The organism is Rhizobium sp. RU20A (assembly GCF_900155885.1).
In the GTDB taxonomy this organism is placed as follows: Bacteria; Pseudomonadota; Alphaproteobacteria; order Rhizobiales; family Rhizobiaceae; genus RU20A.
In genome coordinates this window covers 1,423,903-1,450,502 of record NZ_FTMB01000001.1, presented here as the reverse complement: position 1 = coordinate 1,450,502, position 26,600 = coordinate 1,423,903, and the positions used below count along the sequence as shown (strand labels likewise).

Here is a 26,600-nt window from a genome sequence, read left to right as displayed (position 1 = left end):
CGTCTTACTGGTAGAACCGATAGCCATCGGCGATTTCCTGCCCCAGCCGGTTGTTGCTGGAGACGAAATCCTCGATGAACTCGTGAAGGCCGCCATTCATGATGTCGGCAATGGAGCCGGTGGTGAGCGAAGCGAGCGTATCTTCCGCCGTGCGGTGTGCCGCGAGCTTTTCGCCGTATTCCAGCCCGAGATAGTTGAGATTGCTGACGATCTTCTCGTAGCTGTAGGCCAGCGAGCGGGGCTGGCGGCCGTTGAGGATCAGGAAGTCAGCAATGTTGGCGGGCTTCAGTTCGGCGTCATAGACCCATCCGTAGGAGCGATGGGCCGAGACGGAGCGCAGGATCGATTCCCACTGCACATTGTCCATGGAGGAGCCGACCTGCGTCACCGCCGGCAGCAGGACGTAATATTTCACGTCGAGAATGCGAGCGGTGTTGTCGGCGCGTTCGATAAAGGTGCCGATGCGGGAGAAGTTGTAGAGCTCGTTGCGGAGCATGGTACCGTGAAAGGCGCCGCGGATCAGACCGGCGCGGCGCTTGATCGTATCGATCACGCCGGGAAGGTCGGTGGGCTTGACGCGCTTGGCGAGCAGCGCCTTCAGCTCGATCCAGCATTCATTGACGGCTTCCCAGGTTTCGCGGGTCAAGGCCGTGCGCACCATGCGGGCATTGTTGCGGGCCGCCTCGATCGAGGACATGACGCTGGAGGGGTTGGCGCGTTCGCGCAGCAGGAAATCGACCGCGTCCTGGCTCGTCAGCGTCTCATGCGTCTCGTTATAGAGGGCGCGCACGTCGGCGCTCTGCAGCACGCCGTCCCAGTCGTCCTCCACCCCTTGCGAGCGGGTCAGCGACATGCGCAGGCCGGCATCGACGAGGCGGGCGGTGTTTTCGGCCCGCTCGATATAGCGGAACATCCAGTAAAGGCCGTTGGCCGTTCTTCCGAGCATCGATCAGTCCTCCAGAACCCATGTGTCCTTGGTGCCGCCACCCTGGCTGGAATTGACGACGAGCGAGCCCGCCTTCAACGCCACGCGGGTGAGCCCGCCGGGAATGATCTGCACCTTGTCGGAGACAAGCACATAGGGTCGCAGATCCACGTGGCGGGGCGCGATGCCCTTGTTGACGAGGATCGGGACGGTGGAGAGCGACAGCGTCGGCTGCGCAATGTAGTTGTTGGGCTTGGCGGCAAGCTTTTCGGCGAAGAGCTGGCGCTCCTTCTTCGTCGCCGTCGGGCCGACCAGCATGCCGTAGCCGCCGGACCCGTGGACTTCCTTGACGACGAGGTCGGCGAGGTTTTCAAGCACGTATTTCAGGCTGTCCGGCTCGGAGCAGCGCCAGGTGGGCACATTTTCCAGCAGCGGCTTGCGGCCAGTGTAGAACTCGACGATCTCCGGCATGTAGGAATAGATCGCCTTGTCGTCGGAAATGCCGGTGCCGGGCGCATTGGCAATCGTGATGTTGCCGGCGCGGTAGACGTCCATGATGCCGGGAACGCCGAGACAGGATTCCGGCTTGAAGGTCAGCGGATCGAGGTAGTCGTCGTCGACGCGGCGGTAGAGCACGTCGATTGCCTCGTAGCCGCGCGTCGTGCGCATCTTCACCTTGCCGTCCATGACCTTGAGGTCGGAACCCTCCACCAGTTCCACGCCCATCATGTCGGCGAGGAAGGCGTGTTCGTAGAAGGCGGAGTTGTAGATGCCGGGGGTGAGGACGGCAACGCGGGGCTTGCCCTTGCAGCCGGGCGGGGCGAGCGAGGCAAGGCTCTGGCGCAGCAGGTAGGGGTAGTTTTCCACGGGGCGCACACGGTTCTCGTGGAAGAGCTCGGGGAACATCTGCATCATCGTCTCGCGGTTCTCCAGCATGTAGGAGACGCCGGAGGGCGTGCGGGCATTGTCCTCGAGAACGTAGAACTGGTCCTCGCCGGTGCGCACGATATCGGTACCGACGATGTGGGTGTAGACACCGCCCGGCGGGCGGAAGCCGATCATCTGCGGCAGGAAGGCAACGTTTCTCTCGATGAGTTCGCGGGGAATGCGACCGGCGCGGATGATTTCCTGCTTGTGGTAGATGTCGTCGAGGAAGGCGTTGAGGGCGATGACGCGCTGTTCGATGCCCTGCGCCAGCTTGCGCCATTCGCGGCCGGAAATGATGCGCGGGATGAGGTCGAAGGGGATGAGCTTTTCAGAGGAATCGGCGTGGCCGTAAACGGCGAAGGTGATGCCGGTCTTGCGAAAGATGTTCTCGGCATCCTTGGACTTGGAGATTAACCGGGACCGGTCCTGGCTTGCATACCAGTCATAGTAGGTCTGGTACGGTTGTCGCGGCGTGTCGTCCGCGTTCATCATTTCATCGAATGCCAAAGCAGCGGTCCCCATTCATTTTTAAGCATTTGAGTACAACGAAATTCACAATGCAAGAAGCATGCACAATTCGCGCGCAGGAATTTTGCAGGAGCGAAGACCGTCTTTTTATGCCTTAAATAGGTGCTTCTGCCGTTTGATTTTGCAAGGTCTCTTCGCAACTTATGATGTCGCCCGGGCCTTGCGGATTTTATCCGGCCTGAAAGGCCAGGACCTGCTTTAAACTTGGGCGGTCGGCCGCTTTTTAGGGCATCGCTCGTGCGTATTGCCGGCAACCGGCTGCTTGATCGTTGCCATCAAGAAAATTGCTTTGACCCCCGCGCCGGTGCGGCCTACCCACACGCCAACGGAAAGGCGTGAGACCATGACGAACGCGCGTGACGACAGGGGCCTTGCATGACGCTCGACAGGCTGGCGCCGGCCATTTTCGTGCTGTTGTGGTCGAGCGGCTGGGTGCTGGCAAAATATGTGGGACCCTATGCCGATCCCTTCACCCTGCTGGCCCTGCGCAATTTCCTGACGGCCGTAGCCTTTGCGGCCATTGTTGGCTTCGCTGGCGCGTCCTGGCTCCGGCGGCCGCGCGATATCGTGCATGCGCTGGTCACCGGCGTCTTCCTGCACGGCCTTTACCTTGCCGGCGTCTGGTGGGCGGTGCGCCATGGCGTGCCGGCGGCCCTGTCCGGCATCATTGCCGGGCTGCAGCCGCTGATGACGGTGGCGGCCGCGCCGCTGATGATCGGCGAGCGGGTCAGCCGGTTGCAGGTCCTCGGTATTTTCCTCGGTTTTGTCGGCATTTCGATCGCCGTGCTGCCCCGCGTGCTCGCCATCGACCCCGGCGTGACGCCGATCAGCCTCGTTGCGGTGGGAGTGAACGTCCTCGGCATGGCCTCGGTCACGCTTGGAACGCTCTACCAGAAGAAGTTTCTTCCGCATGGGGATCTGCGCGCCGTCGCCACCCTCCAATATGTCGGAGCCCTGATGGTGACGCTGCCGCTGGCGCTGGTCTTCGAGCCCGAACACCGGCTTGTGTTCGGCTGGCCGCTGGTCTTCATCCTGTTCTGGTCGGTCGTGGTTCTGTCGATGGGGGCTGTGGGGTTGCTGCTCTATCTCATCCGGCGCGGCCAGGTCTCGCGGGCAGCCTCCCTCATTTATCTGGTCCCCCCGCTTGCCGCCGTGCAGGCGGCCATCGTCTTCGGTGAGGCGCTGACGGGCCCGATGATTCTGGGCACGGTGATCGCCGTCACCGGTGTCTGGCTGACGAACCGCAAGGCCAAGGCGCAGCCGGTCGAGGTGACGCCGGCGGAATGACGGCGATCGTGGCCCTGACGTGAAAAGACCGGCGCGGCCTTTGGGGGCTGCGCCGGTCTTCTTCATTTTGCAGGGGCTCAAGCGGAGCCCTGTGGCGCGTTACGCGGTTTCGCGGCGGCGCTGGCCGTTGCCGCGGTTCTGGCCGCCGGCGTTCTGGCCGGCATTGCCGCCATTGTTCTGGCCGCCGCTCGGGCGGGCCGGGCGGTTGTTGCGGCGGTTGCGCTTGGCCTGGGCGTTTTCGTGGGCGGCCTGGGCGGCCGGGCCCTGGCCCTTGCGGTGCTGGCTCTGCTTGCGCTTCGGCTGCTGGCCGGCCGGGGCGCCCTGGGTGCGGACCGGCGGCTCGCCGCTGGCAACGGCGATCTCGATCTTCATCAGCTTTTCGATGTCGCGCAGCAGGCGCACTTCATCCGGCGCGCAGAAGGCGATGGCGATGCCGTCGCGGCCGGCGCGGGCCGTGCGACCGATGCGGTGCACATAGGCGTCCGGCACTTCCGGCAGGTCGTAGTTGAAGACGTGGGTGACGGCCGGGATATCGATGCCACGGGCGGCAACGTCGGTGGCGACCAGCACCTTGATCGTGCCGTCCTTGAAGCCGGCAAGCGCACGCTCGCGCTGGCCCTGGCTCTTGTTGCCATGGATGGAGGCGACCTTGAAGCCGATGGTTTCGAGGTGCTTCGACAGCTTCTCGGCGCCATGCTTGGTGCGCGAGAAGACGATGGAGCGGCCATCCGGATTGTCGGCCAGCGTCTTGCGCAGGATGTCGGTCTTCTGCTCCTTGCCGGCCACGAAGTGCACATACTGCTCGACCTTGTCGGCAGCCTTGCCGGGCGGGGTGACTTCGACGCGCAGCGGGTCGGTCAGGTAGTCGCCGGCCAGTTCCGCGATCGCCTTCGGCATGGTGGCGGAGAAGAGCAGCGTCTGGCGCTTTTTCGGCACGAGCTTGGAGATCTTGCGCAGGTCGTGGATGAAGCCAAGGTCGAGCATCTGGTCGGCTTCATCGAGCACGAGGAAGCGCGCGGTTGTCAGCGTCACGGCCTTGCGGTTGATGAGGTCGAGCAGGCGGCCGGGCGTGGCGACGAGAATGTCGGTGCCGCGGGCCAGCGTTTCGATCTGGCGGTTGATGGAGACGCCGCCGACGACCGTGGTGATGCGGATCGGCGACTTGGCGACGAAGGTCTTCAGGTTCGCGGCGATCTGGTTGACGAGTTCGCGGGTCGGGGCCAGCACGAGGGCGCGCACGTTGCGCGGATCGGCGCGGCGGTTTTCGGCCGTCAGGTTCTGGATCATCGGCAGGCCGAAGGCGGCCGTCTTGCCGGTGCCGGTCTGGGCGAGGCCGATCACGTCACGGCCTTCGAGCACGATCGGGATCGCCTTTTCCTGGATGGGGGTGGGGGTCTCATAACCGGCGGTCGCGAGCATGGAAAGCAGTTGCGGCGACAGGCCGAGGTCGGAGAACGTGGTCAATATCTTTGCCTTTCGGGGGCGCCAAAGCACAATCCCCGGGGCGGCCGCATGCCGATCCGGTGTCTCTGGCGTCAAGAACCCCGCGTGATTGGGAACTTGTGGGTTGATTGAGTTGGCGTCAGGCGGCTGGCCACGGAGTGCGGCAACAGGTATGTCGCGCCCGCCTTCCTCGCAGAACAGTCTCTCTGCACGGCGCTCACGCGGCAGCCGGAAGGTACGCTGGCCTGCATGTCGGTGTTTTCGCCGAGAAAGTCAAGCGATTTTCCCGCAGTGCAAAATGAGCTTTGCCTCAGCCGTCCATGTCCAGGTCGAATTCCGCATCAGCAAGGATCGCCCCGTTGACGCGAATATCGACCGCGTGGCGGCCGGGGTAATAGCGGCGCGTGGTGATGGGGCGCAGCGCGTGGCGACGTTCCAGTCTTCGCGTCTCGCCGGGCGCAAGGCTGACTGCGGTCCACTTGAAGACCTTCGGAGACAGGCTCCCATCGGCCTTCACATGGTGCACGGCGTAGTCGATCATCAGCTCGCTGGCTACCGGTCCGCGGTTTTCGACGGTGAGCGTCAGCGGCAGGCTGTCTCCGAAGCGCACGCGGTTGGCGCCGAGCGTCAAGGTGGCGGTGATCGCCTCGGTTTGCGCGAAGCCGAAATGGCCAAGGATCGCCGCCTCGCCCCGCTTCAGCAGCGTGCGGCAGGCGTGGCGCAGCAACTGGCGTCTTTCGCGCGAGGCACCCGGCAGGTGCGTCGCGACCACCTCTGCCACCACATCCGGATGATCCTTGGCGATGTCGTTCAGGCTGTTGGCAACCGAGCGGCGGACATAGTCGGAGGGATCGTCGATGAGCGCGGAGAGGATCGGCAGGATCGGGCGTGGCTCCGCGATCAGCGCCTTCAACTGCAAGGCCCAGGGCAGGCGCGGGCGGGTGCCCTCGCTGGCGAGGCGGCGCACATGCGGATCGGGATCGTCGACCCAGCCGGCTATGGTGGCGAGCGCGCGCTTCTGGTCGGCGGCGATGAATGCGCGAATGCCGAATTCGGCCGTGAAATGCGGCGTGAGCGCTTTCAAAAGGGCGAGCGACCGGTCGAAATGATCAAGTCCGTGCAGCGCCACGAACTGGTTGACCGGCAGCAAGGCCCAGCCCTTCAGTCCCGGACGCTCACCCGATGGCAGCGCCCTCTCAAGACTATCGGCAGCAGCGGCGAAGTCGGCCGGCAGCGATGCTTCCAGAGCGGCCCGAACCTGCTGAGCGCGCTGCATCAGTTCGAGCCTGTCGAGGTCCGCAAGCGCGATGGACGTGAAGCGCGCGGCGTCAAAGTCGGGCGATGAGGCGGTGAGGGCGGTGGTCATGGTCGCGACCAGTGCGGGATCGATGAGGTTCTTCAGCGGTTCGGCCATGGATCGTCCCGGGAGCAGGCGGAAGGGTTGGTTGACGTGACATGCCGCATCGCTGGCAGCTTGTCGATGGTCTGGCAGGTTCCGATCCGTGTGACGATGATGGCACGGACACTCTGATGCCGTGGTCTTCGCCGGTCACCCGACTGCGCCACGATCACGTGATCGTGATGGAAACGCGCGGGGGCACCGGCGTTGGGACTTCGGGCCTTGGAGCGCGTGTGCGCGCAGGGCGCGATATAACGACGAAAGGACCACCTGATGACCATGACGAATACCTGGATTCTCGCCGCCGATGGCAACAGCGCCCGGTTGCTCAAGGGCGTCAATCTCGTGAAGGACAATGGTTCCATGCCGGAGCAGGAGGTCTTCGAGATCGAGACGAAGCAGGCAAAGGACATCATGGCCGACAAGCCCGGTCGCAGCCACTCCTCCGTCGGCCCCGGCCGCTCGGCGATGGAATATTCGTCCGATCCGGTTCAGGTCGAGCAGGAGCGCTTCGTTGCCGATCTTGCGGCCAAGCTGGATGCCTATGCCGCCGATGGTGCGTTTGACGGTCTGGTGGTTTGCGCCGCCCCGCAGACGCTCGGCACGCTGCGCACCGTGATGGGCGCGAAGGTGCGCGAAAAGACGGTGGCCGAGATCGACAAGAATTACACCAACCTGCCGACGGAGCAGATCATCAACTCCGTGCGGTCGGTGGTGTTTCACTGAGGGGTGTGGGCTCCCACCTCCCCTTGAGGGGGAGTTCGCTGCGCAGCAGCGGGTGGGTGATCCGCGGCGTTGAAGAGAATGCGCAGGTCTAGCGTAACGACGGTGGCTTTCGTGAATGCCGGTCCGTGCCATTGAACGCACGCTCGTCGTCTTCTCTGGTTCCGTGGGCGTGCCCCAGGGTCACCCCACCCCGCCGCTTTGCGGCGACCCGCCCCCTCAAGGGGCGGGTGGGAGGCCACGGCAGCACAGGCTTTTTATCCCCTCAAAAATCCGTCGCCACGCCGCCTTCCGCCTTCCGCTTGGCCACGAAGGCATCGAGTTCCTCCTCGATGGCCGGGTCGAGCGGGGGGCGTTCGTACTGGTTGAGCTTGTCCTTGAAGACACGGTTGGCGTGGTCGTAGGTGGTGGGGCGGCCGGCTTCGGTCCAGGTCTCGAAATTGCGCCAGTCGGAGAGGATCGGCGAATAGAAGGCTGTCTCGTAGCGGGCGAGCGTGTGCGGCGTGCCGAAATAGTGGCCGCCGGGGCCGACGTCGCGCACGGCGTCGAGCCCGAGCGCATCGGTGCTCACATCGAGCGGCGTGAGGTACTCCGCCACCATCTGCAGCATATCGACATCGAGGATGAACTTCTCGAAGGAGGCCGTCAGGCCGCCTTCCGTCCAGCCGGCCGAATGCATGACGAAATTGCCGCCGCCCTGCGTGACGGCCCACAGCGACAGGGCCGATTCATACGCCGCCTGCGCGTCCAGCGTGTTGGCGGCATTGGTGTTGGAGGTGCGGTAGGGGATCTTGTATTTGCGGGCGAGCTGGCCGCCGGCGACGACCGCCTTCATGTATTCCGGCGTGCCGAAGGCGGGGGCGCCCGTCTTCATGTCGACGTTGGAGGTGAAGCCACCATAGACGACCGGCGCGCCCTTCCTGACCATCTGCGTGAAGGCGATGCCGCAGAGCGCCTCGGCGTTCTGCTGCACCAGCGCGCCGGCGATCGTCACGGGCGCCATGGCGCCAGCCAGCGTGAAGGGCGTGATGACGACGACCTGGCCGCGCGAGGACATTTCGATGATGCCCTGCAGCATGGGGCCATCAAGGCGCAGTGGCGAGGAGGTGTTGATGATGGTGAAGAGCGAGGGTTCGCGCTCCATCTGCTCCATGGAAATGCCACGGCCGATGCGGGCGATCTCGATGCCGTCCGTGTTGCGCTGCTGGCCCAGCGAATAGACGTGGAAGACCTTGTCGGTGAGTTTGACGAGATCCGAGAGGCAGTCGAGATGGCGCACGGAGGCGTGGATGTCGACCGGCTCGACGGGATAGCCGCCGGTGGTGTGGATGACGTCATACATCTGCGCGAGCTTTACCAGCTTGCGGAAGTCCGCCTGGTTGCCGGTTCGCCGGCCGCCATCTCGGTCCGCCACGAAGGGCGCCGAGGCGATTTGCGCGAAGACGAGGTTGTTGCCGCCGATCCGCACATTGCGCAGCGGATTGCGGGCATGCATGGTAAATTGCTCGGGGACGCTCGCCATCATCTCCATGATGAGGCCGCGGTCGAAGCGGACGCGATCGGTGCCGGGCGTCACATCCGCGCCGGCCGCCTTCATGCGCTGGCGGGCTTCCGGCAGGATGACGTCCATGCCGATTTCCTCGAGGATGGTCAGCGACGCCTCATGGATCGATTCAAGCGCTTCGGGTGACAGCACAGTCGATTTCTCGATCGTGTTGATCAGGTTGAGATATTTGGCGCCGGGGCCAAGCTTGCGACCGCGATCGCCGCCGCGTCCGCCCGTTCGCCGGCGCCGTTCGACCGGCGTTCCGCCCGTTTCCATTGCTGCGCCGTCGTGCTCATCCATGGTGATGTCCCCGTCCTCGATTCCGATGACGGGAAGCTCGCAGATTTTTCCGACACAAGCTCTGCCAAATGCGACAAGCCAGTTCGACAGCAGGGGTGATTTCTGTGCGCTTTGCGCCGTTTGCGTGTCAGTCCACGACAAGTGGCGGGCTGGAGGGCCGTTCGCCGCACAGCATTTCGCGTTTTCCGGCATAGCCTTTGCGACGCTCGACCGCGAAGCCGGCGGCCTGAAGATTGCGCCGCACGAATCCGGCGGCGGCATAGGTTCCGAAGCGACCGCCGCGGCGGGTGCGGTCATGGACGCGGGTCAGCGTTTCGATCGACCACATGGCCGGATTGCGCGACGGCGCGAAGCCATCGAGATACCAGGCGTCCATCGGCGCCTGCCAGGCCGGCAGGGTTTCCAGCACGTCACCGCAGACGACGGTCAGGGTCACGTCGTCTGCAAACGTCAGCGTGACATGTCCGGACGGCGTGGCGGGCCAGCAGGCCACGAGCTCTTGTCGCTCCCGGTCGATTTCCGGCCAACGGGAAAGCGCCCGGCCGATTTCTTCCGTGGTCATCGGATAGCGTTCGAAGGAGGTGAAGGAGAGGCTGGCGCCGGTCACCTTCGTCAGCCGCCACTGGCGCAGCGTTTCGCAGAAGTTCAACCCGGTGCCGAAGCCGAGTTCACCGATGGCAAAGGGGCGCGGGGCCTGCCAGCGCTCCGGGAGACCATTGCCGGCGAGGAAGACATGGCCGCATTCGGCGCGGCCGTCCTCGCGGCAATAAAAGTGGTCGCTAAAGGCAGGCGAATAGGGCATATCGCCCGCGTGCCAGGTGAGCGGCGCATGGGTTTCGACGGTCGGCTCGGCTGTGGGGCTTTCGGTGTCCTGCATGGGCGCGGCGATAGCGCAAAATGGCCGGCGGCGAAAGCCGATCCGTGAGTCGAAACCGCAGTTTGCGCCGGGGCGTTGATGTTTTCTTAAAGGATGAGGCATGGCGGAACTGGTGATCGTCGGCGGCGGGATCATGGGCCTGTGGGCGGGCGTGCACGCCGTTCGCGCCGGCATGGAGACGCTGGTGCTCGATGCCAGCTGGCCGGGAGCCGGCGCCAGCGGCGGGCTGCTCGGTGCCCTCATGCCGCACCTGCCGGAGCGCTGGAACGAGAAGAAGCAGCTCCAGCTGGAAGCGCTCGCGAGTCTCGAAGACGAGATCGCGGCCCTGGAAGCGGCCACCGGGCTTTCTGCCGGCTATGCCCGGACGGGACGTATCCTGCCGCTCGCCAAGCCGCATCACCGCGCGCTGGCCGAGGCGCGGGCGACGGAGGCCGAGACGCGGTGGCGGGTCGGAGGGCGCAGTTTTTCGTGGAAGGTGGCGGATCGCCCGGATGTCGAGGGCTGGCCCTCGTCGCAAGCCTCGGCGGCTGGCGTGGTGGTCGAGACGCTGGCGGGACGGCTCTCGCCACGGGCCACGATCGCCATGCTCTGCGCATTCATCGAGCGCGCGCCGAATGCTGCGATCCGGCGCGGGGCGCGTGTCGTCTCGGTCGATGGCGCGGCGCGGCAGGTGATGCTTGAAGGCGGGGAGCGGATCGGCTTCGGCGATCTGGTGATCGCGGCCGGGCCAGGCGCCTTTCCCTTGATCGACGGACTTGTGCAAGGCGCTTCCGCTGGCAGCGGCCGGCCGGTGAAAGGGCAGGCGGCGCTTCTGGATGGCGTTGAGGCGAAGGAGCGTTTGGTGCTGTTTCAGGACGGGCTGTACATCGTGCCCCATGACAATGGGACCGTCGCCATCGGGAGTACCAGCGAAGACGAATTTGTCGATCCGGCGACGACCGACAGTCAGCTGGATGACCTCCTTGCCCGTGCCCTCGCGCTTGCCCCGGCCTTGGCCGGCGGACGCGTTGTCGAACGCTGGGCGGGCCTCAGGCCGCGGGCGATCGGCCGTGAGCCGATGGTGGGGCGGCTTGCCGAGCATTCGGGCGTCCACGTGCTGGCCGGAGGCTTCAAGGTCAGTTTCGGCCTCGCCCATCTGCTGGCCGAAGCGGTGGTGGACGACATTGTCGGGCGTCCGGCCAAACGAAAGCTCCCCGCATCTTTCGATGTCGGGGAGCATGTCCGGCTCATGCGGCAAGCCTGATCTTGACGTTCTGAATCAGAGTCAGGTCAAGACGACAAGCATATGTTTTTGCTTGGATTTTACATCCAGTAGGGCGGTACGCCGTAGTAATCGTAGATCTTGCGACCATTATCGGCGTTCCAGGAATAGTCGTCTTCGTTGTCATAGCGCGGGGCGTTTTCGACCTGATCGCGCGTCACATCCGTCCGGTAGCCGCCGAGGTTTTCATCATAGGTCAGCTTCGACCAGGGCAGCGGATAGTGGTCATGGCCGATGCCGAGGAAACCGCCGAAGGCGAGGACGGCGTAGGCAACGCGGCCCGAGCGCTTTTCGATGATCACACGCTCGATGGAACCGATGTGCTTTCCATCGCTGCCATAGACCTTCGTGCCTTCGACCTTGTCGCTGGCAATGAGATCATGGGTTTCACGCACCGATGCGTCGCGAACATCACGATTTGTGACAGTATCTTGATAGGTCATGGTGTTTCTCCCTTTCGTGTTTGTACCTCCCTAATGCGAAAGTCACTGCGATAGTTCCTTTCTTCTTCCGGTTTGCCACCCGTCATTTCGTCAAGCTGTCACGCAAATCACTTAGCTAGCGGCCACAAGAGCCGGTGAGCGCCGAGATCGTGCGCCGCCTTACGGAGTTTCCGATGCGGTATGCGATTCACTTCACACCGCCGATCCACCATCCGCTGGCGATCGCCGCGGCCGGCTGGCTCGGTCGCAATGTGTATTCCGGCGATGCGGTGGACCATCCGCCGGTGCCCGGCTTCACGCAGCGGGAAATTGCCTTTCACACGGCCCTGCCGCGCCGCGATGGCTTCCACGCGACGATGAAGGCGCCGTTCCGGCTTGCGCCTGACGTGAGCGAGGGCGACCTTCTGAAGGCGCTGATGCGTTTTGCCGGGAAGATCGAGCCCATCGTCATCGAACAGCTCGAAGTGGCCCGTCTCGGCGAGTTCATGGGGCTGCTGCCGCAGGTGCCCTGCGAGGCGGCCACGTATCTGGCGGCGCGCACCGTGCAGGAATTCGACCAGTACCGCGCGCCGCTGACGGAAGCGGAGATCGAGCGGCGCGATCCCTATCGCCTGTCGGCGGCGCAGTTCGCCAATCTGCACCGCTGGGGCTATCCTTACGTGATGGACGAGTACCGTTTCCACATGGCGCTCACCGGCCCGGTGGACCGGACCCTCGCCACGCGGCTCGAGCCGGTGCTGCGGCAGGTCTTCGAGCCGCATCTGGCCGAACCTTTGAGGGTGACGAGCCTTGCGCTCTTCGTGGAGCCGGAGCCGGGCGCCCCGTTTCGCGTCCATTCCCAGCACCCGCTCGGCCGCATCGGCGTGAAGCGCCCGGCCTCGGCCGCCTAGGCTTTTGGTCTTTCATGGGCTGTGCATGTGCAGCATTTCCATCTCGACTTTCGCAAGGCCGGTGCTACCGTCAGGCGAAAGACGAGAGGGTGACAGCACATGACAGACACGACCTATCCGCGCGATCTCATCGGTTACGGGCGCCATCTTCCCGAGGTGCGCTGGCCGGGCGGGGCCAATATCGCGGTGCAGTTCGTCGTCAATTACGAGGAGGGCGGCGAGAGCTGCGTTCTGGATGGCGATCCGGCTTCGGAATGCCTGCTGTCGGAGATCGTCGGCGCGCAGCCCTGGGCCGGGCAGCGCAATCTCAACATGGAGTCGATCTACGAATATGGTTCCCGCGCCGGTTTCTGGCGCCTCTGGCGCATGTTCACGCAGCGCAACATGCCGGTTACGGTCTATGGCGTGACGCTTGCCATGGCGCGCAATCCGGAAGCGGTGGCCGCCATGAAGGAAGCCGGTTGGGAGATCGCCAGCCACGGCTATCGCTGGCTGGAATACAAGGATTTCCCCGAGGACGTCGAGCGCTGGCACATTCATGAGGCCGTCCGGCTGCACACGGAGCTGACGGGCTCGCATCCCCGCGGCCTCTATCAGGGCAAGCCTTCGGCCAACACGCTGCGCCTGCTGCTCGAAGAGGGCGGCTTCCGCTATTCCTCCGACAGCTATGCGGACGAGCTGCCCTTCTGGGTGCCGGGGCTGACGGCAGACGCGCCGCATCTCATCATTCCCTATACGCTCGATGCCAACGACATGCGTTTTGCCACCAACCAAGGCTTCAATTCGGGCGACCAGTTCTTCACCTACCTCAAGGATACGTTCGACGTGCTCTGGCAGGAAGGCGAGGCGGGCAGCCCGAAGATGATGAATATCGGCCTGCACTGCCGCCTCGTCGGCCGACCCGGCCGCGCCGCCGCGCTTGCCCGTTTCCTCGACTATGTGCAGGCGAAGGAAAAGGTCTGGGTGACGCGGCGCATCGATATTGCCGACCACTGGTACGAGCACCACAAGCCCGTCTGAGCGCGCAAACCGACGGCTTGTCCACAGCGGCGGGCCTTGCACGTTTTTGTGAGGCCTGCGTGCGGGGGCCGCTCATGGGTTTTTCGGTTCGTTTCGCTTTTTCAATGACCTGACCGGTTTTCCTCCGGCTTCGATTCACCTCTGGGCGATCAGGCGCTGTTGCACGCTTGCGTCACCATCAGGTGGCGTGGCGTCGCCCGCTCGTCGCGGGGTGGACAGGGCGTCGCGTGGCGGTATCTCTCTGGCGAAAAGGGGCCCGCATCCTTCCGGCCGGCCCAGGAAGAAGAGTTTCAGATGTCACCGATTTCCCGCCGTATCTTCGTTTTTGGGGCCCTGTCCGCCCCGGCCATCCTTGCAGGCTGTGCCAGCACCGCCGGCACGGCGCCGACGGCCCGTCCCGTGGCCACGCCCGTGGTTGCGCGCCGCCCCATCGTCAGCGCCACCGAAGGCGAGTTGCAGGCCCGTTACGCCGCCTTCGAGGATGGGGGACATCTGGTGCCGGCCGTGCCCTTCGAGCGGATGGACCCGAAATACTACCGCCAGCGCGTGCAGGACCCGACCGGCGAGGCACCCGGCACCGTCGTCGTCGACACGCCCGACCGCTTCCTCTATCTCGTCGAGCCCGGCGGCACGGCGATGCGCTATGGCGTCGGCCTCGGCCGCGAAGGCTTTGCCTGGGAAGGCGAGGGCGTTATCCATTGGCGGCAGAAGTGGCCGCGCTGGAAGCCGCCGGCGGAAATGATCGCGCGCCAGCCGCAGCTCGCCCAGTATTCCGTCGAAAACGGCGGCATGGAACCGGGTGTGAAAAATCCGCTCGGTGCCCGCGCGCTCTACATCTTCAAAAATGGGCAGGACACGCTCTACCGCCTGCATGGCACGCCGGAATGGAACTCGATCGGCAAGGCCGTCTCCTCCGGATGCGTGCGGCTCGTCAATCACGACATCGTCGACCTCTATGAGCGCGTACCGTACCATGCCCGCATCGTGGTCTATCAGGGCGCCATGGCGCGGGCCTGATGCCGTCTGCAGCCGTCGGCTGAGGGATGTAGAGGTCGCAGCCCTTGTCTTGCGGCCGGTTCGGCTTCTATGGTCCTTCCCGAGACAAACAAGGACGGCCAGATGACTCGTGAGGATTTCGTCGCCCGCTTTGGCGGCGTTTTCGAACATTCCCCCTGGATTGCCGAGCGGGCATTCGACGCCGGTGGCGTGGACGGTGGTGGCGGCCTGACGGCGGAAACGGTGCATGCGGCGCTGACTGCGCGTTTCAGGACTGCATCCGAGGCGGAAAGGCTCGGCGTTCTCAACGCCCATCCCGATCTCGCCGGCAAGCTGGCGATCGCCGGCGGGCTGACCGAGGACAGCCGCAAGGAGCAGGCCGGCGCCGGGCTTGATCGTCTCTCGCCGGAGGAGCATGCGCGCTTCACCGCGCTCAATGCCGCCTATGTCGAGAAGTTCGGCTTTCCCTTCATCATCGCCGTCAAGGGTCTTGGCAAGGACGATATCCTCCAAGCCTTTGAGCGACGCATCGACAATGAAGCGGGGGCGGAGTTCGAGACGGCCTGCGGGCAGGTCGAGAAGATCGCAGGGCTTCGGCTTGCGGCGATGTTTGCGGAGGATGCGCGATGAACGGACCGGTTGGCAGCTTCGTGTCGACGGACAGCCAGACGCCCGACGCGTCCGCGCCAGTCATCGCCGCACCGGCCATCGGGCGTGCGCCGGAACTTCTGGCGATCGAGCCGCTGACGGCCGAAGCCTTCCGGCCTTTCGGCACGGTCATCGAGGCCGATCCGGGATCGATGCGGCTCATCAATGGCGGGACGACGGAGCGCTACCATGCGCTGGCCGAGGCCGAGGCGCTGGGTGATGGCGCAAGGGTCATCGTCAGCCTGTTTCGCGGCAGGCCGCGCAGCTTTCCCTATCATGTCGGCATGATGGAGCGGCATCCGGAGGGATCGCAGAGTTTCTCGCCCATCGATGATCGCCCCTGGCTGGTGATCGTCGCGGCGGACGAGGGCGGGCGGCCGGGCGTGCCGCGCGTCTTCCGTGCCAGCGGGCGGCAGGGCATCAACTACCGCGCCAATGTCTGGCACCATCCCCTGATGACCTACGGCGCGCTGCAGGATTTCATCGTGGTGGACCGGGCCGGGCCTGGCGCCAATCTGGAAGAGCATGTCTATGCCGTGCCCTTCCTCATCGAAACACCGGAGTGACGGGGAAAGCCATGGGCGCGGATACAACCGTCAGGCAGGGACGCCTGACCACGCATGTTCTCGACGCGGCGCGGGGCACGCCGGCCGAGGGGCTTTGCATCGATCTCTATCGGATCGACGGCACGGCCCGCACGCTCGTCAAGACGGTCACGACCAATGCCGATGGGCGGGTCGATGGACCGGTGCTCGCCGGTGACGAACTGACGGCAGGGGTCTACGAGCTCCTGTTCCACGCCGGGGACTATCTGCGCGGGGCCGGGACCAGCCTGCCCGAACCTGCCTTCCTCGACGAGATTCCGCTGCGGTTCGGCATTGCCGATGCCGGTGCGCACTACCATGTGCCGCTGCTTCTTTCGCCTTACAGCTATTCCACCTATCGGGGCAGCTGATTCGTCTTTGACGGCGCAAAAAGGCCTGCCTGTGCCCCTTGATGGCATGACCGAAGCCGTCCGGTCTCGGCACGGCTGCGCTCAGCCATGCCGTCAATCCGTATCGAGGATCGAGGCATCGACGCTGTTGATGTCGCGGCGTCCGCACAGCGCCATGGTCAGGTCGAGCTCGCGGCGGATGATCTCAAGGACGCGGGTGACGCCCGGTTTTCCCATGGCGCCGAGGCCATACAGGAAGGGGCGGCCGATATAGGTGCCCCTGGCGCCGAGCGCGATCGCCTTCAAGACATCCTGGCCGGAGCGGATGCCGCCATCCAGGTGCACCTCGATCTGCTTGCCGACGGCGTCCACGATGCGCGGCAGGGCCGAGATGGAAGAGCGGGCGCCATCAAGCTGCCGGCCGCCATGGTTGGAGACGATGATTGCGTCGGCGCCGGTGCGGGCTGCCATCTTCGCGTCCTCGACATCGAGAATGCCCTTGAGGATCAGCGGCCCGCCCCACAGGCGCCTGATCTCCTCGACATTGTCCCAGGACAGGCGCGGATCGAACTGCTCATGCGTCCATACCGCCATCGAGGCGATGCTCTCGACATTCTGGGCGTGGCCGATGATGTTGCCGAAGGTGCGACGCTTCGTGCCCAGCATTTTCAGGGCCCAGCCCGGCCGGGTCGCCACCTGCCAGATGTGCTTCGGCGTGAATTTTGGCGGCGCGGAGAGGCCGTTGCGCAGGTCCTTGTGGCGCTGGCCAAGGATCTGCAGGTCGAGTGTCAGCACCAGCGCCGAGCAGTTGGCCGCCTTGGCGCGGGCGATCAGGTTTTCGACGAAGCTGCGATCGCGCATCACATAGAGCTGGAACCAGAAGGGTTTCGTCGTCGCCGACGCTACGTCCTCGATCGAGCAGATGCTCATGGTGGACAGTGTGAAGGGCACGCCGAATTCCTCGGCTGCCTTCGCCGCCAGCATCTCGCCATCGGCGTGCTGCATGCCGGTCATGCCGGTCGGTGCCAGCGCGACGGGCATGGAGACCTTTTCGCCAAGCATGGTGGTTTCGAGGCTGCGGTCGGTCATGTCGACCAGAACGCGCTGGCGCAACTTGAGCCTTGCGAAATCCTCCTCGTTGGCGCGGTAGGTGCTCTCCGTCCAGGCGCCGCTATCGGCATAGTCGAAGAACATTTTTGGCACGCGACGTTTGGCGAGGGCCTTCATGTCGCGGATATCGAGGGGCAGGGACATGGCGGTTTCCGGATGCGTTGTTTGGCTACGAGCGATTTAGCACTTCGCACCGTCAACCAGCGGGGGAAAGTGGCGACTGGTCAAGAGGATTGACCAGTCGGGCCGATCTCAGAGCCCCGCCTTCAGCGGTTCGCCGGCGACGTAGGTTTCGACGATGGTGCGGTCGTCGCCCATGGTCTGCATCAGGAAGAGTTCCTCGGCGAGCGTCGTCACCACCTCGGCCTTCAGCGCCATGGCCGGTGTGGATCGCATCGACAGGACGACAATGTCGGCGTCGCTGCCGGGCTCCAGCGTGCCGATGCGGTCAGCCAGCGACAGGGCCTCGGCATTGCCGCATGTCATCAGGTAGAAGCTCTCCATCGGGTTCAGCCGCTCGCCCAGCAATTGCTGGATTTTGTAGGCCTCGTCCATGGAGCGCAGCATGGAATAGCTGGAACCGCCGCCGATATCGGTGGCGACGCCGATGCGCACCGGCTTGTCACGCCGCGCCAGTTCCTTCAGCGGAAAGAGGCCGGAGCCGAGGAAGAGGTTGGAGGTCGGGCAGTGGACGGCGACCGAGCCCGTCTCGCTCATGGCATCGCGCTCGCGCTCGGAGAGATGGATGGCGTGGCCGAACAGCGTCTTGCGCCCCATCAGGCCATAGCGGGCGTAGATGTCGGTGTAGTCGGCGGCATCCGGGTAGAGCGAGCAGGTGAAGTCGATCTCGTCGCGGTTTTCCGACAGGTGCGTCTGGATGTGCAGGTCCGGGAATTCGGCGGCCAGTGCCTGCGCCGCCGACATCTGCTCGGGCGTGGAGGTGATGGCGAAGCGCGGCGTGATGGCCACATGGTTGCGGCCCTTGCCGTGCCATTCCTCGATCACGGCGCGGGTCTCATCATAGCCCATCTGCGGCGTATCGAGGAGGCCTTGCGGGGCGTTGCGGTCCATCATCACCTTGCCGGCCACCATGCGCATGTTGCGGCGCATGGCTTCCGAAAAGAAGGCGTCGGCGGAGGCCTTGTGGACGGAGCAGTATGCCACTGCCGTCGTCGTGCCGTGGCGGATCATCTCATCGAAGAAATGCGTGGCGATGCGCGCCGCATGGGCGCTTTCCACGAAACGGCATTCCTCCGGGAAGGTGTAGGTGTTCAGCCATTCGAGAAGATTGGCGGCATAGGAGCCGATGACCTGCATCTGCGGGAAATGCAGGTGCGTGTCGATGAGGCCGGGCAGGAGAAGATGCGGGCGGTGGTCCACCTCCTCGATATCGCCGGGCGCTGCCGCCTTGACCGTCGCGTAGGGACCGGCGGCGGCGATGAGGCCATCGACCATCAGCAGGCCGCCGTCCTCTTCATAGGTCCAGGCGCCGGTATCATCGATGGCGCGCGGCGCGCGGTGGAAGGTCAGGGTGCGGCCCCGCAGCAGGCGGGCGCTCATCGGGTGGCCTCGCCGGAGACGGCGCTTTCATACCAGGCGGTCACGAGCCGGCGTTCCTCGGGCGTCATGTCCGAGACATTGCCGGGCGGCATGGCGTGGCTGCGGCCGGCCTGCAGGTAGATCTCCCGCGCATGCGAGGCGATCTCGGCATCCGTCTCCAGCTTTACCGCCTTGGGCGGGCGCACCACGCCCTCATAGACGGGCTCGGCCGCATGGCACATGGAGCACCGGGTGGAGACGGCGTCCCTGACTGCCGGGAAATGCGCATTGTCGGCAAAGCGCTGGAAGATCGGCGCGGGCACTGCCGCCGTCTCGTCCTCGCCGGTCAGCACCTTCGGCACGGTGGACAGCCACATGATGAGGATGAAGAGGATCAGCGTGACGATCCAGGTCCAGGTCGGCTTTCCCTTGCGGGCGTGGGTGGTGTTGAACCAGTGGCGGATGGTGACGCCCATCAGGAAGACCAGCGCCGCGATTACCCAGTTGAAGGCGGTGCCGAAGGCCAGCGGATAGTGGTTCGACAGCATGAAGAAGATGACCGGCAGCGTCAGATAGTTGTTGTGCAGCGAGCGCTGCTTGGCCTGCGCGCCGAGCTTCGGATCCGGCGTCTTGCCGGCTTTCAGGTCCGCCACCACGATCTTCTGGTTGGGGATGATGATGAAGAAGACGTTGGCCGACATGATGGTCGCCGTAAACGCCCCCAGATGCAGGAAGGCGGCGCGGCCGGTGAAGAGCTGCGTATAGCCCCAGGCCATGGCGACCAGCACGACATAGAGCAGCGCCATCAGCCCCCAGGTATTCCTGCCGATCGGCGACTTGCAGAGCAGGTCGTAGCAGATCCAGCCGACCGAGAGCGAGGCGAGCGAGATGAGGATCGCGACCGGGGCGGAGACGTCGAGCACGTGGCGGTCGATGAGAAAGAGATCGGCGCCGCCGTAATAAACGAGACAGAGCAGCAGGAAGCCGGAAAGCCAGGTCATGTAGCTTTCCCACTTGAACCAGGTCAGGTGCTCGGGCATGGCCGCCGGCGCCACGAGGTATTTCTGGATGTGGTAGAAGCCGCCGCCATGGACCTGCCATTCCTCGCCATAGACGCCGGCGGGAAGATGCGGGCGTTTGACCAGTCCGAGATCCAGCGCGATGAAGTAGAAGGACGAGCCGATCCACGCGACGGCCGTCACCACATGCAGCCAGCGGACGGCAAAGTGCAGCCATTCCCAGGCGATGGCGAATTCATACATGCGGGTCCCCTTCTTGTTATTCCGCACTGCACATTGCGCAAAATTCGCGGCTGAGGGAAGGGGCCACGGGCGGCATCCACGGGTGATGCGGGCGGGGCAGAGGAAGACTATCGGCCGGACAATGTGCCGCGCGGGTAAGCGGCAAACGCCGTCAGGATTTCCGCTGCCGTGAGCGCGGCAATGACGGCAGGGCGCTTGTCGCGCACGACGGTGCCGCCGATCGGCAGCGTCAGGCGCTGAAAGGCCGCTGGATCGCCGCCCTCGGCGGTGAAGGCGTGGGCGAAGGTGGCGCGTTTCGACTTGGAGCCGATCATGCCGACATAGGCGAGGTCGGTGCGGGACAGCGCGCGGGTGGCGATCATGAAATCAAGCGCGTGATCGTGGGTGAGGATGACGATGGCCGCGCCCGGTGCGGCGCGGTCGATCTCAGCTTCCGGCAGCGGGGTGGCGATGGCGGTTGTCCCCGGCGGAAGGTCTTTCAGTTCCTCCGGCCGGGTTTCGACGACCATGACGGAGAGGGGCAGGGGCGCAAGGGCTGCGGCGAGCGCCTTGCCGACATGGCCTGCGCCGAAGAGCCACGCTTGCGGGCAGACGGCGCGCTCCTCGCTTTCTTGCATCACGAGCGTTTCGCGCAGGGCGCTGTCGCAGTCGGTGAAGGCGAGCTCGGTCCGCCCCCCGCAGCATTGGCCGATCTCGGGGCCAAGGGGAATGTCAAGCCGATCGGCAAGGATCTCGCCGGAGAGCATCCGGCGGGCGTGGTCGATGGCCATGAATTCGAGCTGCCCGCCGCCGATCGTGCCGAAAGTGGCGGTCTTGGAGACGAGCATGAAGGCGCCGGCCTCGCGCGGCGTGGAGCCTTTCGCGACGGCGATGGTCACGTGCACGAGGGCGGTGTGGGTGGCGAGGAAGGTGGCGAGCGGGGTCACGGGGTCAGGCATGACGACATGGGCTGTTTGGCTTCGCCCCCCTCATCCGCCTGCCGGCACCTTCTCCCCGGTGGGGAGAAGGGCGCTGGGCGATAGCGCTTGCCCCTGGTTCGAGGACTTGGAGGAAGGGCGGCCAAAGAAGATCACGGCCAGAGAGAGGAGCGGTAACGGTGCCGCATGCCCTTCTCCCCGGCGGAGAGAAGGTGGCCCGAAGGGTCGGATGAGGGGGCGGCTCCTTTCCATGACAGACGTTCGGTCCCGCGATCATCATTCGCCCCATGTCCGTCACACCGGCACCTCAGCAGCCTTCGCCGTCACCCACGGGCGGGCGGGGCGGCTGGTAGCGCAGGCCCGGATGGGCGACGGGGTCGAGGCGGCCTTCGAGGGCGTCGAGGATGATGGCGAGGATATCCCGGCGGTTGGCGCCGATGTCCTGCGCCCAGAAGCGCAGCACGCCAAAGCCCTGCATGGCGAGCCAGTTGTCGAGCTGGCGGTCGCGCGGGTCGCGGGTCTGGCGCAGGCTGTCGATCTGCACCGCGAGCTTGGCCTCGCGGCAGAGATAGTCGATCACATAGGGGCCGAAAGGGGCCTGGCGCACGAAGCGGTGACCCTCTAGCTGGCCGTCGCGCAGGTCATGCCAGAGGCGCAGCTTCTCCTCCGTTTCGCGGCTTTCGCGGGAGCCGGCAATGCCCATGCCCGAACCGGTTCCCGAACCAGCACCGGATGGACCGCCGGCGCCCGGGCGCCGGCCGCTGCGATCGCCGGGGCCGCCGCGACCGATCATGCGCCGGCCTTCAGCCGTTCGACGGCCATCAGCACGCGCTCGGGCGTCGCTGGGGCGTCGAGCCGCGGGCATTGTCGGTAATCGGCGACACTCGCCACCGCCATGGAGAGCGCTTCCAGCACCGAGATCGGCAGCATGAAGGGCGGCTCGCCGACCGCCTTGGAGCGGCCGATGGTCGGCTCGGCATTTTCCGACCAGTCGGCGAGCTTGACGTTGAAGACCTTGGGGCGATCGGAGGCGAGCGGGATCTTGTAGGTGGAGGGCGCGTGGGTGCGCAGCCGGCCCTTGCCGTCCCACCACAGTTCCTCCGTCGTCAGCCAGCCCATGCCCTGCACGAAGGCGCCTTCGATCTGGCCGATATCGATGGCCGGGTTCAGCGACTTGCCGACATCATGCAGCACGTCCACCCGGTCCACCATATATTCACCGGTCAGCGTGTCGATCGAGACTTCGGAGACGGAAGCGCCATAGGCGTAGTAATAGAAGGGCGTGCCGCGTCCCGTGGTGCGGTCCCAGTGGATCTTCGGCGTCTTGTAGAAGCCGGCGGCCGAAAGCTGCACGCGGGCGAAATAGGCAAGCTTGATCAAATCCGGGAAGGGGATCAGCTCGTCGCCGACCTTCAGGTGGTTGGGCACGAAGCGGATCTGCTCCGGCGCGACCTCAAAGCGCTCGGCGGCGAAGGCCACGAGCCGCTCCTTGATCTGCCGGGCCGCATCGAAGGCGGCCATGCCGTTGAGGTCGGAGCCGGAGGAGGCGGCGGTGGCGGAGGTGTTCGGCACCTTGCCGGTGGTCGTGGCGGTGATCTTGACCCGGTCGATATCGACCTGGAAGGCATCGGCCAGCACCTGCGCGACCTTGGTGTAGAGGCCCTGGCCCATTTCCGTGCCGCCATGGTTCAGGTGGATCGATCCATCCTGATAGACATGCACCAGCGCGCCCGCCTGGTTGAAGGCGGTCATGGTGAAGGAGATGCCGAATTTCACCGGCGTCAGCGCGATGCCCTTGCGGATGACGCGGCTTGTCCTGTTGAAGGCGAGGATCGCGGCGCGGCGGGCCTGGTAGTGGCTCGTCTCTTCCAGTTCCGCGACGATGCGCGGGGCGATATTGTCCTCCACCGTCTGGTGGTAGGGCGTCAGGTCCCGGCCGGATCCGACCTCGCCGTAGAAATTGCGCTTGCGGATCTCGAGCGGATCGACGCCGAGCCTGTAGGCGATCTCTTCTATGATGCGCTCGCCGCCGACCATGCCCTGGGGGCCGCCGAAACCGCGATAGGCGGTGTTGGAGACGGTGTTCGTCTTTAAGGGCTCCGAGGTCAGCGTGACATGCGGATAGAAGTAGGCATTGTCGGCGTGGAAGAGAGCGCGGTCGGTGACCGGGCCGGAAAGGTCCGAGGAATAGCCGCAGCGGGCCGCGTAGTTCGCCTTAACGGCCTGAATGCGGCCCTCGGTATCGAAGCCGACATCGTATTCGACGAGGAAATCGTGGCGCTTGCCGGTGGCGCTCATGTCCTCGTCGCGGTCGGGGCGGAATTTTACCGGGCGCTTCAGCTTCTTGGCCGCGACGGCGGCGAGCACGGCAAACTGGTTGCCCTGCGTTTCCTTGCCGCCGAAGCCGCCGCCCATGCGGCGCACCTGCACGGTGACGGCATTGGAGGGCACGCCGAGCACATGGGCCACCATGTGCTGCACCTCGCTCGGGTGCTGGGTGGAGGACCAGACTGTCACCTCGTCATCCTCGCCGGGAATGGCGAAGGCGATGTGGCTTTCGAGGTAGAAATGCTCCTGCCCACCAATGCGCATGCTGCCCTGAAGGCGCAGCGCGGCGTTTTCCAGTTCCGCATCGGCCTCGCCGCGGCGCAGCGTCAGCGGCTTGGTGACCAGCGTGCCGCCAGCGGCGCGGGCGTCGAGGATGTCGGTGGCGTGCGGCAGATCGGTGTATTCGATCTTCGCCTTGCGGGCGGCGCGCCGCGCGATGTCGCGCGTCTCGGCGATGACGGCAAAGGCAGGCTGGCCGTGGAACTGGACGAGGCCATCGGCCAGCACGGGTTCGTCATGCAGGTGGCTCGGCGAGATGTCGTTGGAATGCGGCATGTCGCGGGCCGTGAGCACGGCAACGACGCCCGGCGTCGCGATGACGGCGGAAAGATCCATGGCGACGATTTCGGCATGGGCCCGGTCGGTCATGCCGAGCGCGCCATGCAGCGTGCCTGCGGGTTCCGGGATGTCGTCGATGTAGTCGGCGGTGCCGGCCACATGCTTGTGGGCGCTGTCGTGGCGCAGCTTGGTGTGCATGCGGCCGTTGACGGCCTTGCGGTCCTCGAAGGTCGATCCGTCCATCAGGCCACTCCCTCATAGCGGACGAGTTCGGCGCGCTCGCCCGTCGTTTCCAGGTAGAAGCGCGTCACCAGGTTTTTCGCCGTCAGCAGGCGGTAGGCAGCTGTCGCGCGCCAGTCGGTCAGCGGCTGGTAATCGGCTTCGAAGCCGGCGCGGGCGGCACTGACCGTCTCTTCCGTCCAGCGCTTGCCGATCAGGGCGGCTTCGACCGCCTTTGCCCGCTTCGGCGTGCCGGCCATGCCCCCGAAAGCGATGGTGGCGGATGTGACAGTGCCGTCGCCGGCAAGGGCAATGCGGAAGGCGCCGCAGAGTGCCGAGATATCCTCGTCGCGACGCTTGGAGATTTTGTAGACGGCGTAATGTTCGCCCCGCTTCGGCGCGGGCACGAAGACACTTTCCACGAACTCGTCCTTGCGGCGATCCTGCCGGCCGTATTCGATGAAGAAATCTTCGAGCGCCAGTGCCCGGCTGCCGGTACGGGCCGTCAGTTTGACGGATGCGCCGAGGGCGATGAGGGCAGGCGGCGTATCGCCGATCGGGGAACCGTTTGCGATGTTGCCGCCGATCGTGCCCATGTTGCGCACCTGATCGCCGCCGATGCGGTCAATGAGCCGGCCGAGCGCGGGGTGCAGACTGGAAAGGGCCGCGAAGGCGCGTGAATAGCTGACGCCCGCGCCGATGGTGATGCCGTCCGGCGTTTCAGTGATCGTCTGAAGCGCATCGATGCCGGTGATGAAGACGACGGGGTTCAGCGCCCGCATCTGCTTCGTCACCCAGAGGCCGACATCGGTGGAGCCGGCAACGATGGTGGCGGTGTGGTGCTCGGAGAGAATGTCGGCGAGCGCTGCCGGGGTCTGCGGCACCATGAGGCGCTGGTCGCCCTTGCCGGTGACGATGGTCTGGTCGCCCTTCATTTCGGCGAGACGCTTGCGCACCATTTCGCGTGTCTTTTCAATGGGGTCGAAGACGTCGGCGGGCCGCGCTTTTGCCGCCGCTTCCGCCGCCTTGACGATCGGCTCGTAGCCCGTGCAGCGACAGAGATTGCCTTGCAGGGCTTTTTCGATCGCGGCGCGCGACGGGTTGTCGTTGGAAAGCCACAGGCCGTAGAGTGACATGACGAAACCCGGCGTGCAGAAGCCGCATTGCGAGCCGTGATAATCGACCATCGCCTGCTGCACCGGATGCAGCGCGCCATCCTTGCCGGCGAGATGCTCGACCGTGACCACATGGGTGGCGTTGAGCGAGCCGACGAAGCGGATGCAGGCATTGACGCCTTCGTAGGCGAGCGCGCCATCCACGATGCGGCCGACGAGCACCGTGCAGGCGCCGCAATCGCCCTCAGCGCAGCCTTCCTTGGTGCCGGTCAGCCGTCGGTTCAGCCTCAGATAATCCAGCAACGTTTCGGTCGGATGCACCTCCGACAGCGCCACTTCGGTGTCGTTCAGCAGAAAGCGGATGGTGTTGGCGGTCTCGCTCATCGAACCCCTTCGTCACACTGGCCGGTTGATCCGGCATCTCGTCTTCAGCGCGTCGCCGGCCGTTCTCCCGCGGCCGGCTCGGCAGAGTCTACTGCGCTGTCCAGCCGCCGTCGATGGACTGGTGCGTGCCGGTGATCTGGGCGGCGGCATCGGAGGCGAGGAAGGTCGCCAGCGCCGCCACCTGCTCGACCGTCACGAATGCCTTGGTCGGCTGCGCCTTCAGCATCACGTCGTTGATGACCTGCTCTTCTGTGATGCCGCGCGTCTTGGCCTGATCGGGGATCTGGCGCTGAACGAGCGGCGTCAGCACATAGCCGGGGCAGATGGCGTTGACGGTGATGCCGGCCTCGGCAACTTCCAGCGCGACCGTCTTCGTCAGGCCGAGAATGCCGTGCTTGGCAGCGACGTAAGCGGACTTGAAGGGCGAGGCGACGAGGCCGTGGGCCGAGGCGATGTTGATGATGCGGCCGGTGCCGGCCTTCTTCATGTGCGGCACGGCGGCGCGAATCGTGTGGAAGGCCGAGGAGAGGTTGATCGCGATGATCGCATCCCACTTCTCGATCGGGAAATCCTCGATCTTCTCGACATATTGAATGCCGGCATTGTTGACGAGCACATCGACGCTGCCGAAGCGGCTGGCAGCCTCCTCGATCATCGCGGCAATCTCGGCCGGCTTCGTCATATCGGCGGGGTTGTGGACAACCTGTGCCGCACCGGCGGCCTTCACCTTGTCGATGCAGGCGGCGATCTCGTCGGTCGAGCCAAAGCCGTTCAGCACGACATTTGCGCCTTCCGCGGCAAAGCCCAGCGCCACCGCAAGGCCGATACCGCTCGTGGACCCCGTGACAACCGCTGTTCTCGTCATTTCGTCTCTCTCCCGGAAGCGATGCGGATTGCGGATTTGATCTTGTTTTTGCATCGCAACAGAGACCAGACTATGCCCAAACCGGGGTGACTGTCCATGCCGGTTTTCAACCGATGGCAGGCGTTCGAAGGGCGCGTTTGTTTTCGTTTGACATTC

General features: G+C 65.0%; 24 protein-coding genes. 9 read left to right on the top strand and 15 right to left on the bottom strand.

Annotated features, from left to right (window positions below; genetic code table 11):
* Nucleotides 1-4: 4 nt before the first annotated feature.
* Nucleotides 5-946, bottom strand: a complete 942-nt coding sequence (locus tag F3H41_RS06955) for an alpha-E domain-containing protein (RefSeq protein WP_149737839.1) — start codon at nucleotides 944-946, stop codon at nucleotides 5-7.
* 3 nt (nucleotides 947-949) lie between these two features.
* Nucleotides 950-2,344 (bottom strand): circularly permuted type 2 ATP-grasp protein, encoded by a 1,395-nt coding sequence (locus tag F3H41_RS06950; RefSeq protein WP_188129390.1) that lies wholly within the window; start codon nucleotides 2,342-2,344, stop codon nucleotides 950-952.
* A 411-nt stretch (nucleotides 2,345-2,755) separates the two neighbouring features.
* Here F3H41_RS06950 and F3H41_RS06945 point away from each other — a divergent pair, with 411 nt between their 5' ends.
* Nucleotides 2,756-3,667, top strand: coding sequence for a DMT family transporter (locus F3H41_RS06945; protein ID WP_149737837.1), 912 nt, complete (start codon nucleotides 2,756-2,758; stop codon nucleotides 3,665-3,667).
* Nucleotides 3,668-3,766: 99 nt separating this feature from the next.
* On the opposite strand, the gene F3H41_RS06940 is transcribed toward F3H41_RS06945, so the two are convergent.
* Entirely contained in the window at nucleotides 3,767-5,086 is a 1,320-nt protein-coding gene (locus F3H41_RS06940) for a DEAD/DEAH box helicase (RefSeq protein ID WP_244616129.1), read from the bottom strand.
* Between the two features lie 334 nt (nucleotides 5,087-5,420).
* The gene (locus F3H41_RS06935) at nucleotides 5,421-6,524 is read right to left on the bottom strand and encodes a DNA alkylation repair protein (RefSeq protein WP_149737835.1); all 1,104 of its coding nucleotides are present in this window, start codon (nucleotides 6,522-6,524) and stop codon (nucleotides 5,421-5,423) included.
* Nucleotides 6,525-6,788: 264 nt separating this feature from the next.
* Here F3H41_RS06935 and F3H41_RS06930 point away from each other — a divergent pair, with 264 nt between their 5' ends.
* The gene (locus F3H41_RS06930) at nucleotides 6,789-7,235 is read left to right on the top strand and encodes a host attachment protein (protein WP_149738250.1); all 447 of its coding nucleotides are present in this window, start codon (nucleotides 6,789-6,791) and stop codon (nucleotides 7,233-7,235) included.
* Nucleotides 7,236-7,497: 262 nt separating this feature from the next.
* On the opposite strand, the gene F3H41_RS06925 is transcribed toward F3H41_RS06930, so the two are convergent.
* Nucleotides 7,498-9,078 carry a trimethylamine methyltransferase family protein gene (locus tag F3H41_RS06925; RefSeq protein WP_149737834.1) on the bottom strand — a complete coding sequence of 527 codons (1,581 nt, stop codon included), beginning with the start codon at nucleotides 9,076-9,078 and terminating at the stop codon, nucleotides 7,498-7,500.
* A 127-nt stretch (nucleotides 9,079-9,205) separates the two neighbouring features.
* Complete coding sequence (gene mnmD, locus F3H41_RS06920) at nucleotides 9,206-9,955, bottom strand: tRNA (5-methylaminomethyl-2-thiouridine)(34)-methyltransferase MnmD (RefSeq protein WP_149737833.1); 750 nt, start codon at nucleotides 9,953-9,955, stop codon at nucleotides 9,206-9,208.
* Between the two features lie 100 nt (nucleotides 9,956-10,055).
* On the opposite strand from mnmD, the gene F3H41_RS06915 reads away from it, so the two are divergent.
* Complete coding sequence (locus F3H41_RS06915) at nucleotides 10,056-11,198, top strand: FAD-binding oxidoreductase (protein WP_149737832.1); 1,143 nt, start codon at nucleotides 10,056-10,058, stop codon at nucleotides 11,196-11,198.
* A 59-nt stretch (nucleotides 11,199-11,257) separates the two neighbouring features.
* Here F3H41_RS06915 and F3H41_RS06910 read toward each other — a convergent pair whose 3' ends face one another.
* Nucleotides 11,258-11,659: a PRC-barrel domain-containing protein gene (locus F3H41_RS06910; RefSeq protein WP_149737831.1), complete on the bottom strand. Its 402-nt coding sequence runs from the start codon at nucleotides 11,657-11,659 to the stop codon at nucleotides 11,258-11,260.
* A gap of 173 nt (nucleotides 11,660-11,832) precedes the next feature.
* Here F3H41_RS06910 and F3H41_RS06905 point away from each other — a divergent pair, with 173 nt between their 5' ends.
* From F3H41_RS06905 to uraH, 6 genes are all read left to right on the top strand, one after another.
* Nucleotides 11,833-12,549: a DUF1045 domain-containing protein gene (locus F3H41_RS06905; RefSeq protein ID WP_149737830.1), complete on the top strand. Its 717-nt coding sequence runs from the start codon at nucleotides 11,833-11,835 to the stop codon at nucleotides 12,547-12,549.
* A 99-nt stretch (nucleotides 12,550-12,648) separates the two neighbouring features.
* Nucleotides 12,649-13,569, top strand: coding sequence for an allantoinase PuuE (puuE, locus tag F3H41_RS06900; RefSeq protein ID WP_149737829.1), 921 nt, complete (start codon nucleotides 12,649-12,651; stop codon nucleotides 13,567-13,569).
* A gap of 294 nt (nucleotides 13,570-13,863) precedes the next feature.
* Nucleotides 13,864-14,586 (top strand): L,D-transpeptidase, encoded by a 723-nt coding sequence (locus F3H41_RS06895; RefSeq protein WP_149737828.1) that lies wholly within the window; start codon nucleotides 13,864-13,866, stop codon nucleotides 14,584-14,586.
* A gap of 102 nt (nucleotides 14,587-14,688) precedes the next feature.
* Nucleotides 14,689-15,195, top strand: a complete 507-nt coding sequence (gene uraD / locus F3H41_RS06890) for a 2-oxo-4-hydroxy-4-carboxy-5-ureidoimidazoline decarboxylase (RefSeq protein ID WP_149737827.1) — start codon at nucleotides 14,689-14,691, stop codon at nucleotides 15,193-15,195.
* Nucleotides 15,192-15,779, top strand: a complete 588-nt coding sequence (locus F3H41_RS06885; protein WP_149737826.1) for an ureidoglycolate lyase — start codon at nucleotides 15,192-15,194, stop codon at nucleotides 15,777-15,779. Before uraD ends, F3H41_RS06885 begins: the two co-directional genes overlap by 4 nt.
* Before the next feature lie 11 nt (nucleotides 15,780-15,790).
* Nucleotides 15,791-16,168 carry a hydroxyisourate hydrolase gene (gene uraH, locus F3H41_RS06880; RefSeq protein ID WP_149737825.1) on the top strand — a complete coding sequence of 126 codons (378 nt, stop codon included), beginning with the start codon at nucleotides 15,791-15,793 and terminating at the stop codon, nucleotides 16,166-16,168.
* Between the two features lie 93 nt (nucleotides 16,169-16,261).
* On the opposite strand, the gene F3H41_RS06875 is transcribed toward uraH, so the two are convergent.
* The 8 genes from F3H41_RS06875 to F3H41_RS06840 form a co-directional block, all read right to left on the bottom strand.
* Nucleotides 16,262-17,401 carry an alpha-hydroxy acid oxidase gene (locus F3H41_RS06875; RefSeq protein ID WP_149737824.1) on the bottom strand — a complete coding sequence of 380 codons (1,140 nt, stop codon included), beginning with the start codon at nucleotides 17,399-17,401 and terminating at the stop codon, nucleotides 16,262-16,264.
* A 108-nt stretch (nucleotides 17,402-17,509) separates the two neighbouring features.
* Entirely contained in the window at nucleotides 17,510-18,817 is a 1,308-nt protein-coding gene (gene guaD / locus F3H41_RS06870) for a guanine deaminase (protein WP_149737823.1), read from the bottom strand.
* The gene (gene puuD, locus F3H41_RS06865) at nucleotides 18,814-20,058 is read right to left on the bottom strand and encodes a urate hydroxylase PuuD (RefSeq protein WP_149737822.1); all 1,245 of its coding nucleotides are present in this window, start codon (nucleotides 20,056-20,058) and stop codon (nucleotides 18,814-18,816) included. Before puuD ends, guaD begins: the two co-directional genes overlap by 4 nt.
* Before the next feature lie 107 nt (nucleotides 20,059-20,165).
* Nucleotides 20,166-20,996 (bottom strand): xanthine dehydrogenase accessory protein XdhC, encoded by an 831-nt coding sequence (gene xdhC / locus F3H41_RS06860; protein WP_149737821.1) that lies wholly within the window; start codon nucleotides 20,994-20,996, stop codon nucleotides 20,166-20,168.
* A gap of 286 nt (nucleotides 20,997-21,282) precedes the next feature.
* Nucleotides 21,283-21,768, bottom strand: a complete 486-nt coding sequence (locus F3H41_RS06855) for a DUF559 domain-containing protein (RefSeq protein WP_188129359.1) — start codon at nucleotides 21,766-21,768, stop codon at nucleotides 21,283-21,285.
* On the bottom strand, nucleotides 21,765-24,104 hold the full coding sequence (gene xdhB, locus F3H41_RS06850) for a xanthine dehydrogenase molybdopterin binding subunit (RefSeq protein WP_149737819.1): 2,340 nt from the start codon (nucleotides 24,102-24,104) through the stop codon (nucleotides 21,765-21,767). The genes F3H41_RS06855 and xdhB overlap by 4 nt, the downstream gene beginning before the upstream one ends.
* Entirely contained in the window at nucleotides 24,104-25,579 is a 1,476-nt protein-coding gene (gene xdhA / locus F3H41_RS06845) for a xanthine dehydrogenase small subunit (RefSeq protein ID WP_149737818.1), read from the bottom strand. The genes xdhB and xdhA overlap by 1 nt, the downstream gene beginning before the upstream one ends.
* An 88-nt stretch (nucleotides 25,580-25,667) precedes the next feature.
* Nucleotides 25,668-26,444 (bottom strand): 3-hydroxybutyrate dehydrogenase, encoded by a 777-nt coding sequence (locus F3H41_RS06840; RefSeq protein ID WP_149737817.1) that lies wholly within the window; start codon nucleotides 26,442-26,444, stop codon nucleotides 25,668-25,670.
* Nucleotides 26,445-26,600: the final 156 nt, after the last annotated feature.

What these genes read in the sequence shown, in the direction of transcription:
- F3H41_RS06930 (WP_149738250.1), top strand. Translation starts at nt 6,789, where the DNA reads ATGACGAATACCTGGATTCTCGCCGCCGATGGCAACAGCGCCCGGTTG.
- guaD (WP_149737823.1), bottom strand. Translation starts at nt 18,817, where the DNA reads ATGAGCGCCCGCCTGCTGCGGGGCCGCACCCTGACCTTCCACCGCGCG.
- uraD (WP_149737827.1), top strand. Translation starts at nt 14,689, where the DNA reads ATGACTCGTGAGGATTTCGTCGCCCGCTTTGGCGGCGTTTTCGAACAT.
- F3H41_RS06935 (WP_149737835.1), bottom strand. Translation starts at nt 6,524, where the DNA reads ATGGCCGAACCGCTGAAGAACCTCATCGATCCCGCACTGGTCGCGACC.
- F3H41_RS06875 (WP_149737824.1), bottom strand. Translation starts at nt 17,401, where the DNA reads ATGTCCCTGCCCCTCGATATCCGCGACATGAAGGCCCTCGCCAAACGT.
- xdhA (WP_149737818.1), bottom strand. Translation starts at nt 25,579, where the DNA reads ATGAGCGAGACCGCCAACACCATCCGCTTTCTGCTGAACGACACCGAA.
- puuD (WP_149737822.1), bottom strand. Translation starts at nt 20,058, where the DNA reads ATGTATGAATTCGCCATCGCCTGGGAATGGCTGCACTTTGCCGTCCGC.
- F3H41_RS06910 (WP_149737831.1), bottom strand. Translation starts at nt 11,659, where the DNA reads ATGACCTATCAAGATACTGTCACAAATCGTGATGTTCGCGACGCATCG.
- uraH (WP_149737825.1), top strand. Translation starts at nt 15,791, where the DNA reads ATGGGCGCGGATACAACCGTCAGGCAGGGACGCCTGACCACGCATGTT.
- F3H41_RS06840 (WP_149737817.1), bottom strand. Translation starts at nt 26,444, where the DNA reads ATGACGAGAACAGCGGTTGTCACGGGGTCCACGAGCGGTATCGGCCTT.
- F3H41_RS06925 (WP_149737834.1), bottom strand. Translation starts at nt 9,078, where the DNA reads ATGGATGAGCACGACGGCGCAGCAATGGAAACGGGCGGAACGCCGGTC.
- F3H41_RS06955 (WP_149737839.1), bottom strand. Translation starts at nt 946, where the DNA reads ATGCTCGGAAGAACGGCCAACGGCCTTTACTGGATGTTCCGCTATATC.
- mnmD (WP_149737833.1), bottom strand. Translation starts at nt 9,955, where the DNA reads ATGCAGGACACCGAAAGCCCCACAGCCGAGCCGACCGTCGAAACCCAT.
- F3H41_RS06895 (WP_149737828.1), top strand. Translation starts at nt 13,864, where the DNA reads ATGTCACCGATTTCCCGCCGTATCTTCGTTTTTGGGGCCCTGTCCGCC.
- F3H41_RS06950 (WP_188129390.1), bottom strand. Translation starts at nt 2,344, where the DNA reads ATGATGAACGCGGACGACACGCCGCGACAACCGTACCAGACCTACTAT.
- xdhB (WP_149737819.1), bottom strand. Translation starts at nt 24,104, where the DNA reads ATGGACGGATCGACCTTCGAGGACCGCAAGGCCGTCAACGGCCGCATG.
- F3H41_RS06915 (WP_149737832.1), top strand. Translation starts at nt 10,056, where the DNA reads ATGGCGGAACTGGTGATCGTCGGCGGCGGGATCATGGGCCTGTGGGCG.
- F3H41_RS06940 (WP_244616129.1), bottom strand. Translation starts at nt 5,086, where the DNA reads ATGCTCGCGACCGCCGGTTATGAGACCCCCACCCCCATCCAGGAAAAG.
- puuE (WP_149737829.1), top strand. Translation starts at nt 12,649, where the DNA reads ATGACAGACACGACCTATCCGCGCGATCTCATCGGTTACGGGCGCCAT.
- xdhC (WP_149737821.1), bottom strand. Translation starts at nt 20,996, where the DNA reads ATGCCTGACCCCGTGACCCCGCTCGCCACCTTCCTCGCCACCCACACC.
- F3H41_RS06945 (WP_149737837.1), top strand. Translation starts at nt 2,756, where the DNA reads ATGACGCTCGACAGGCTGGCGCCGGCCATTTTCGTGCTGTTGTGGTCG.
- F3H41_RS06905 (WP_149737830.1), top strand. Translation starts at nt 11,833, where the DNA reads ATGCGGTATGCGATTCACTTCACACCGCCGATCCACCATCCGCTGGCG.
- F3H41_RS06855 (WP_188129359.1), bottom strand. Translation starts at nt 21,768, where the DNA reads ATGATCGGTCGCGGCGGCCCCGGCGATCGCAGCGGCCGGCGCCCGGGC.
- F3H41_RS06885 (WP_149737826.1), top strand. Translation starts at nt 15,192, where the DNA reads ATGAACGGACCGGTTGGCAGCTTCGTGTCGACGGACAGCCAGACGCCC.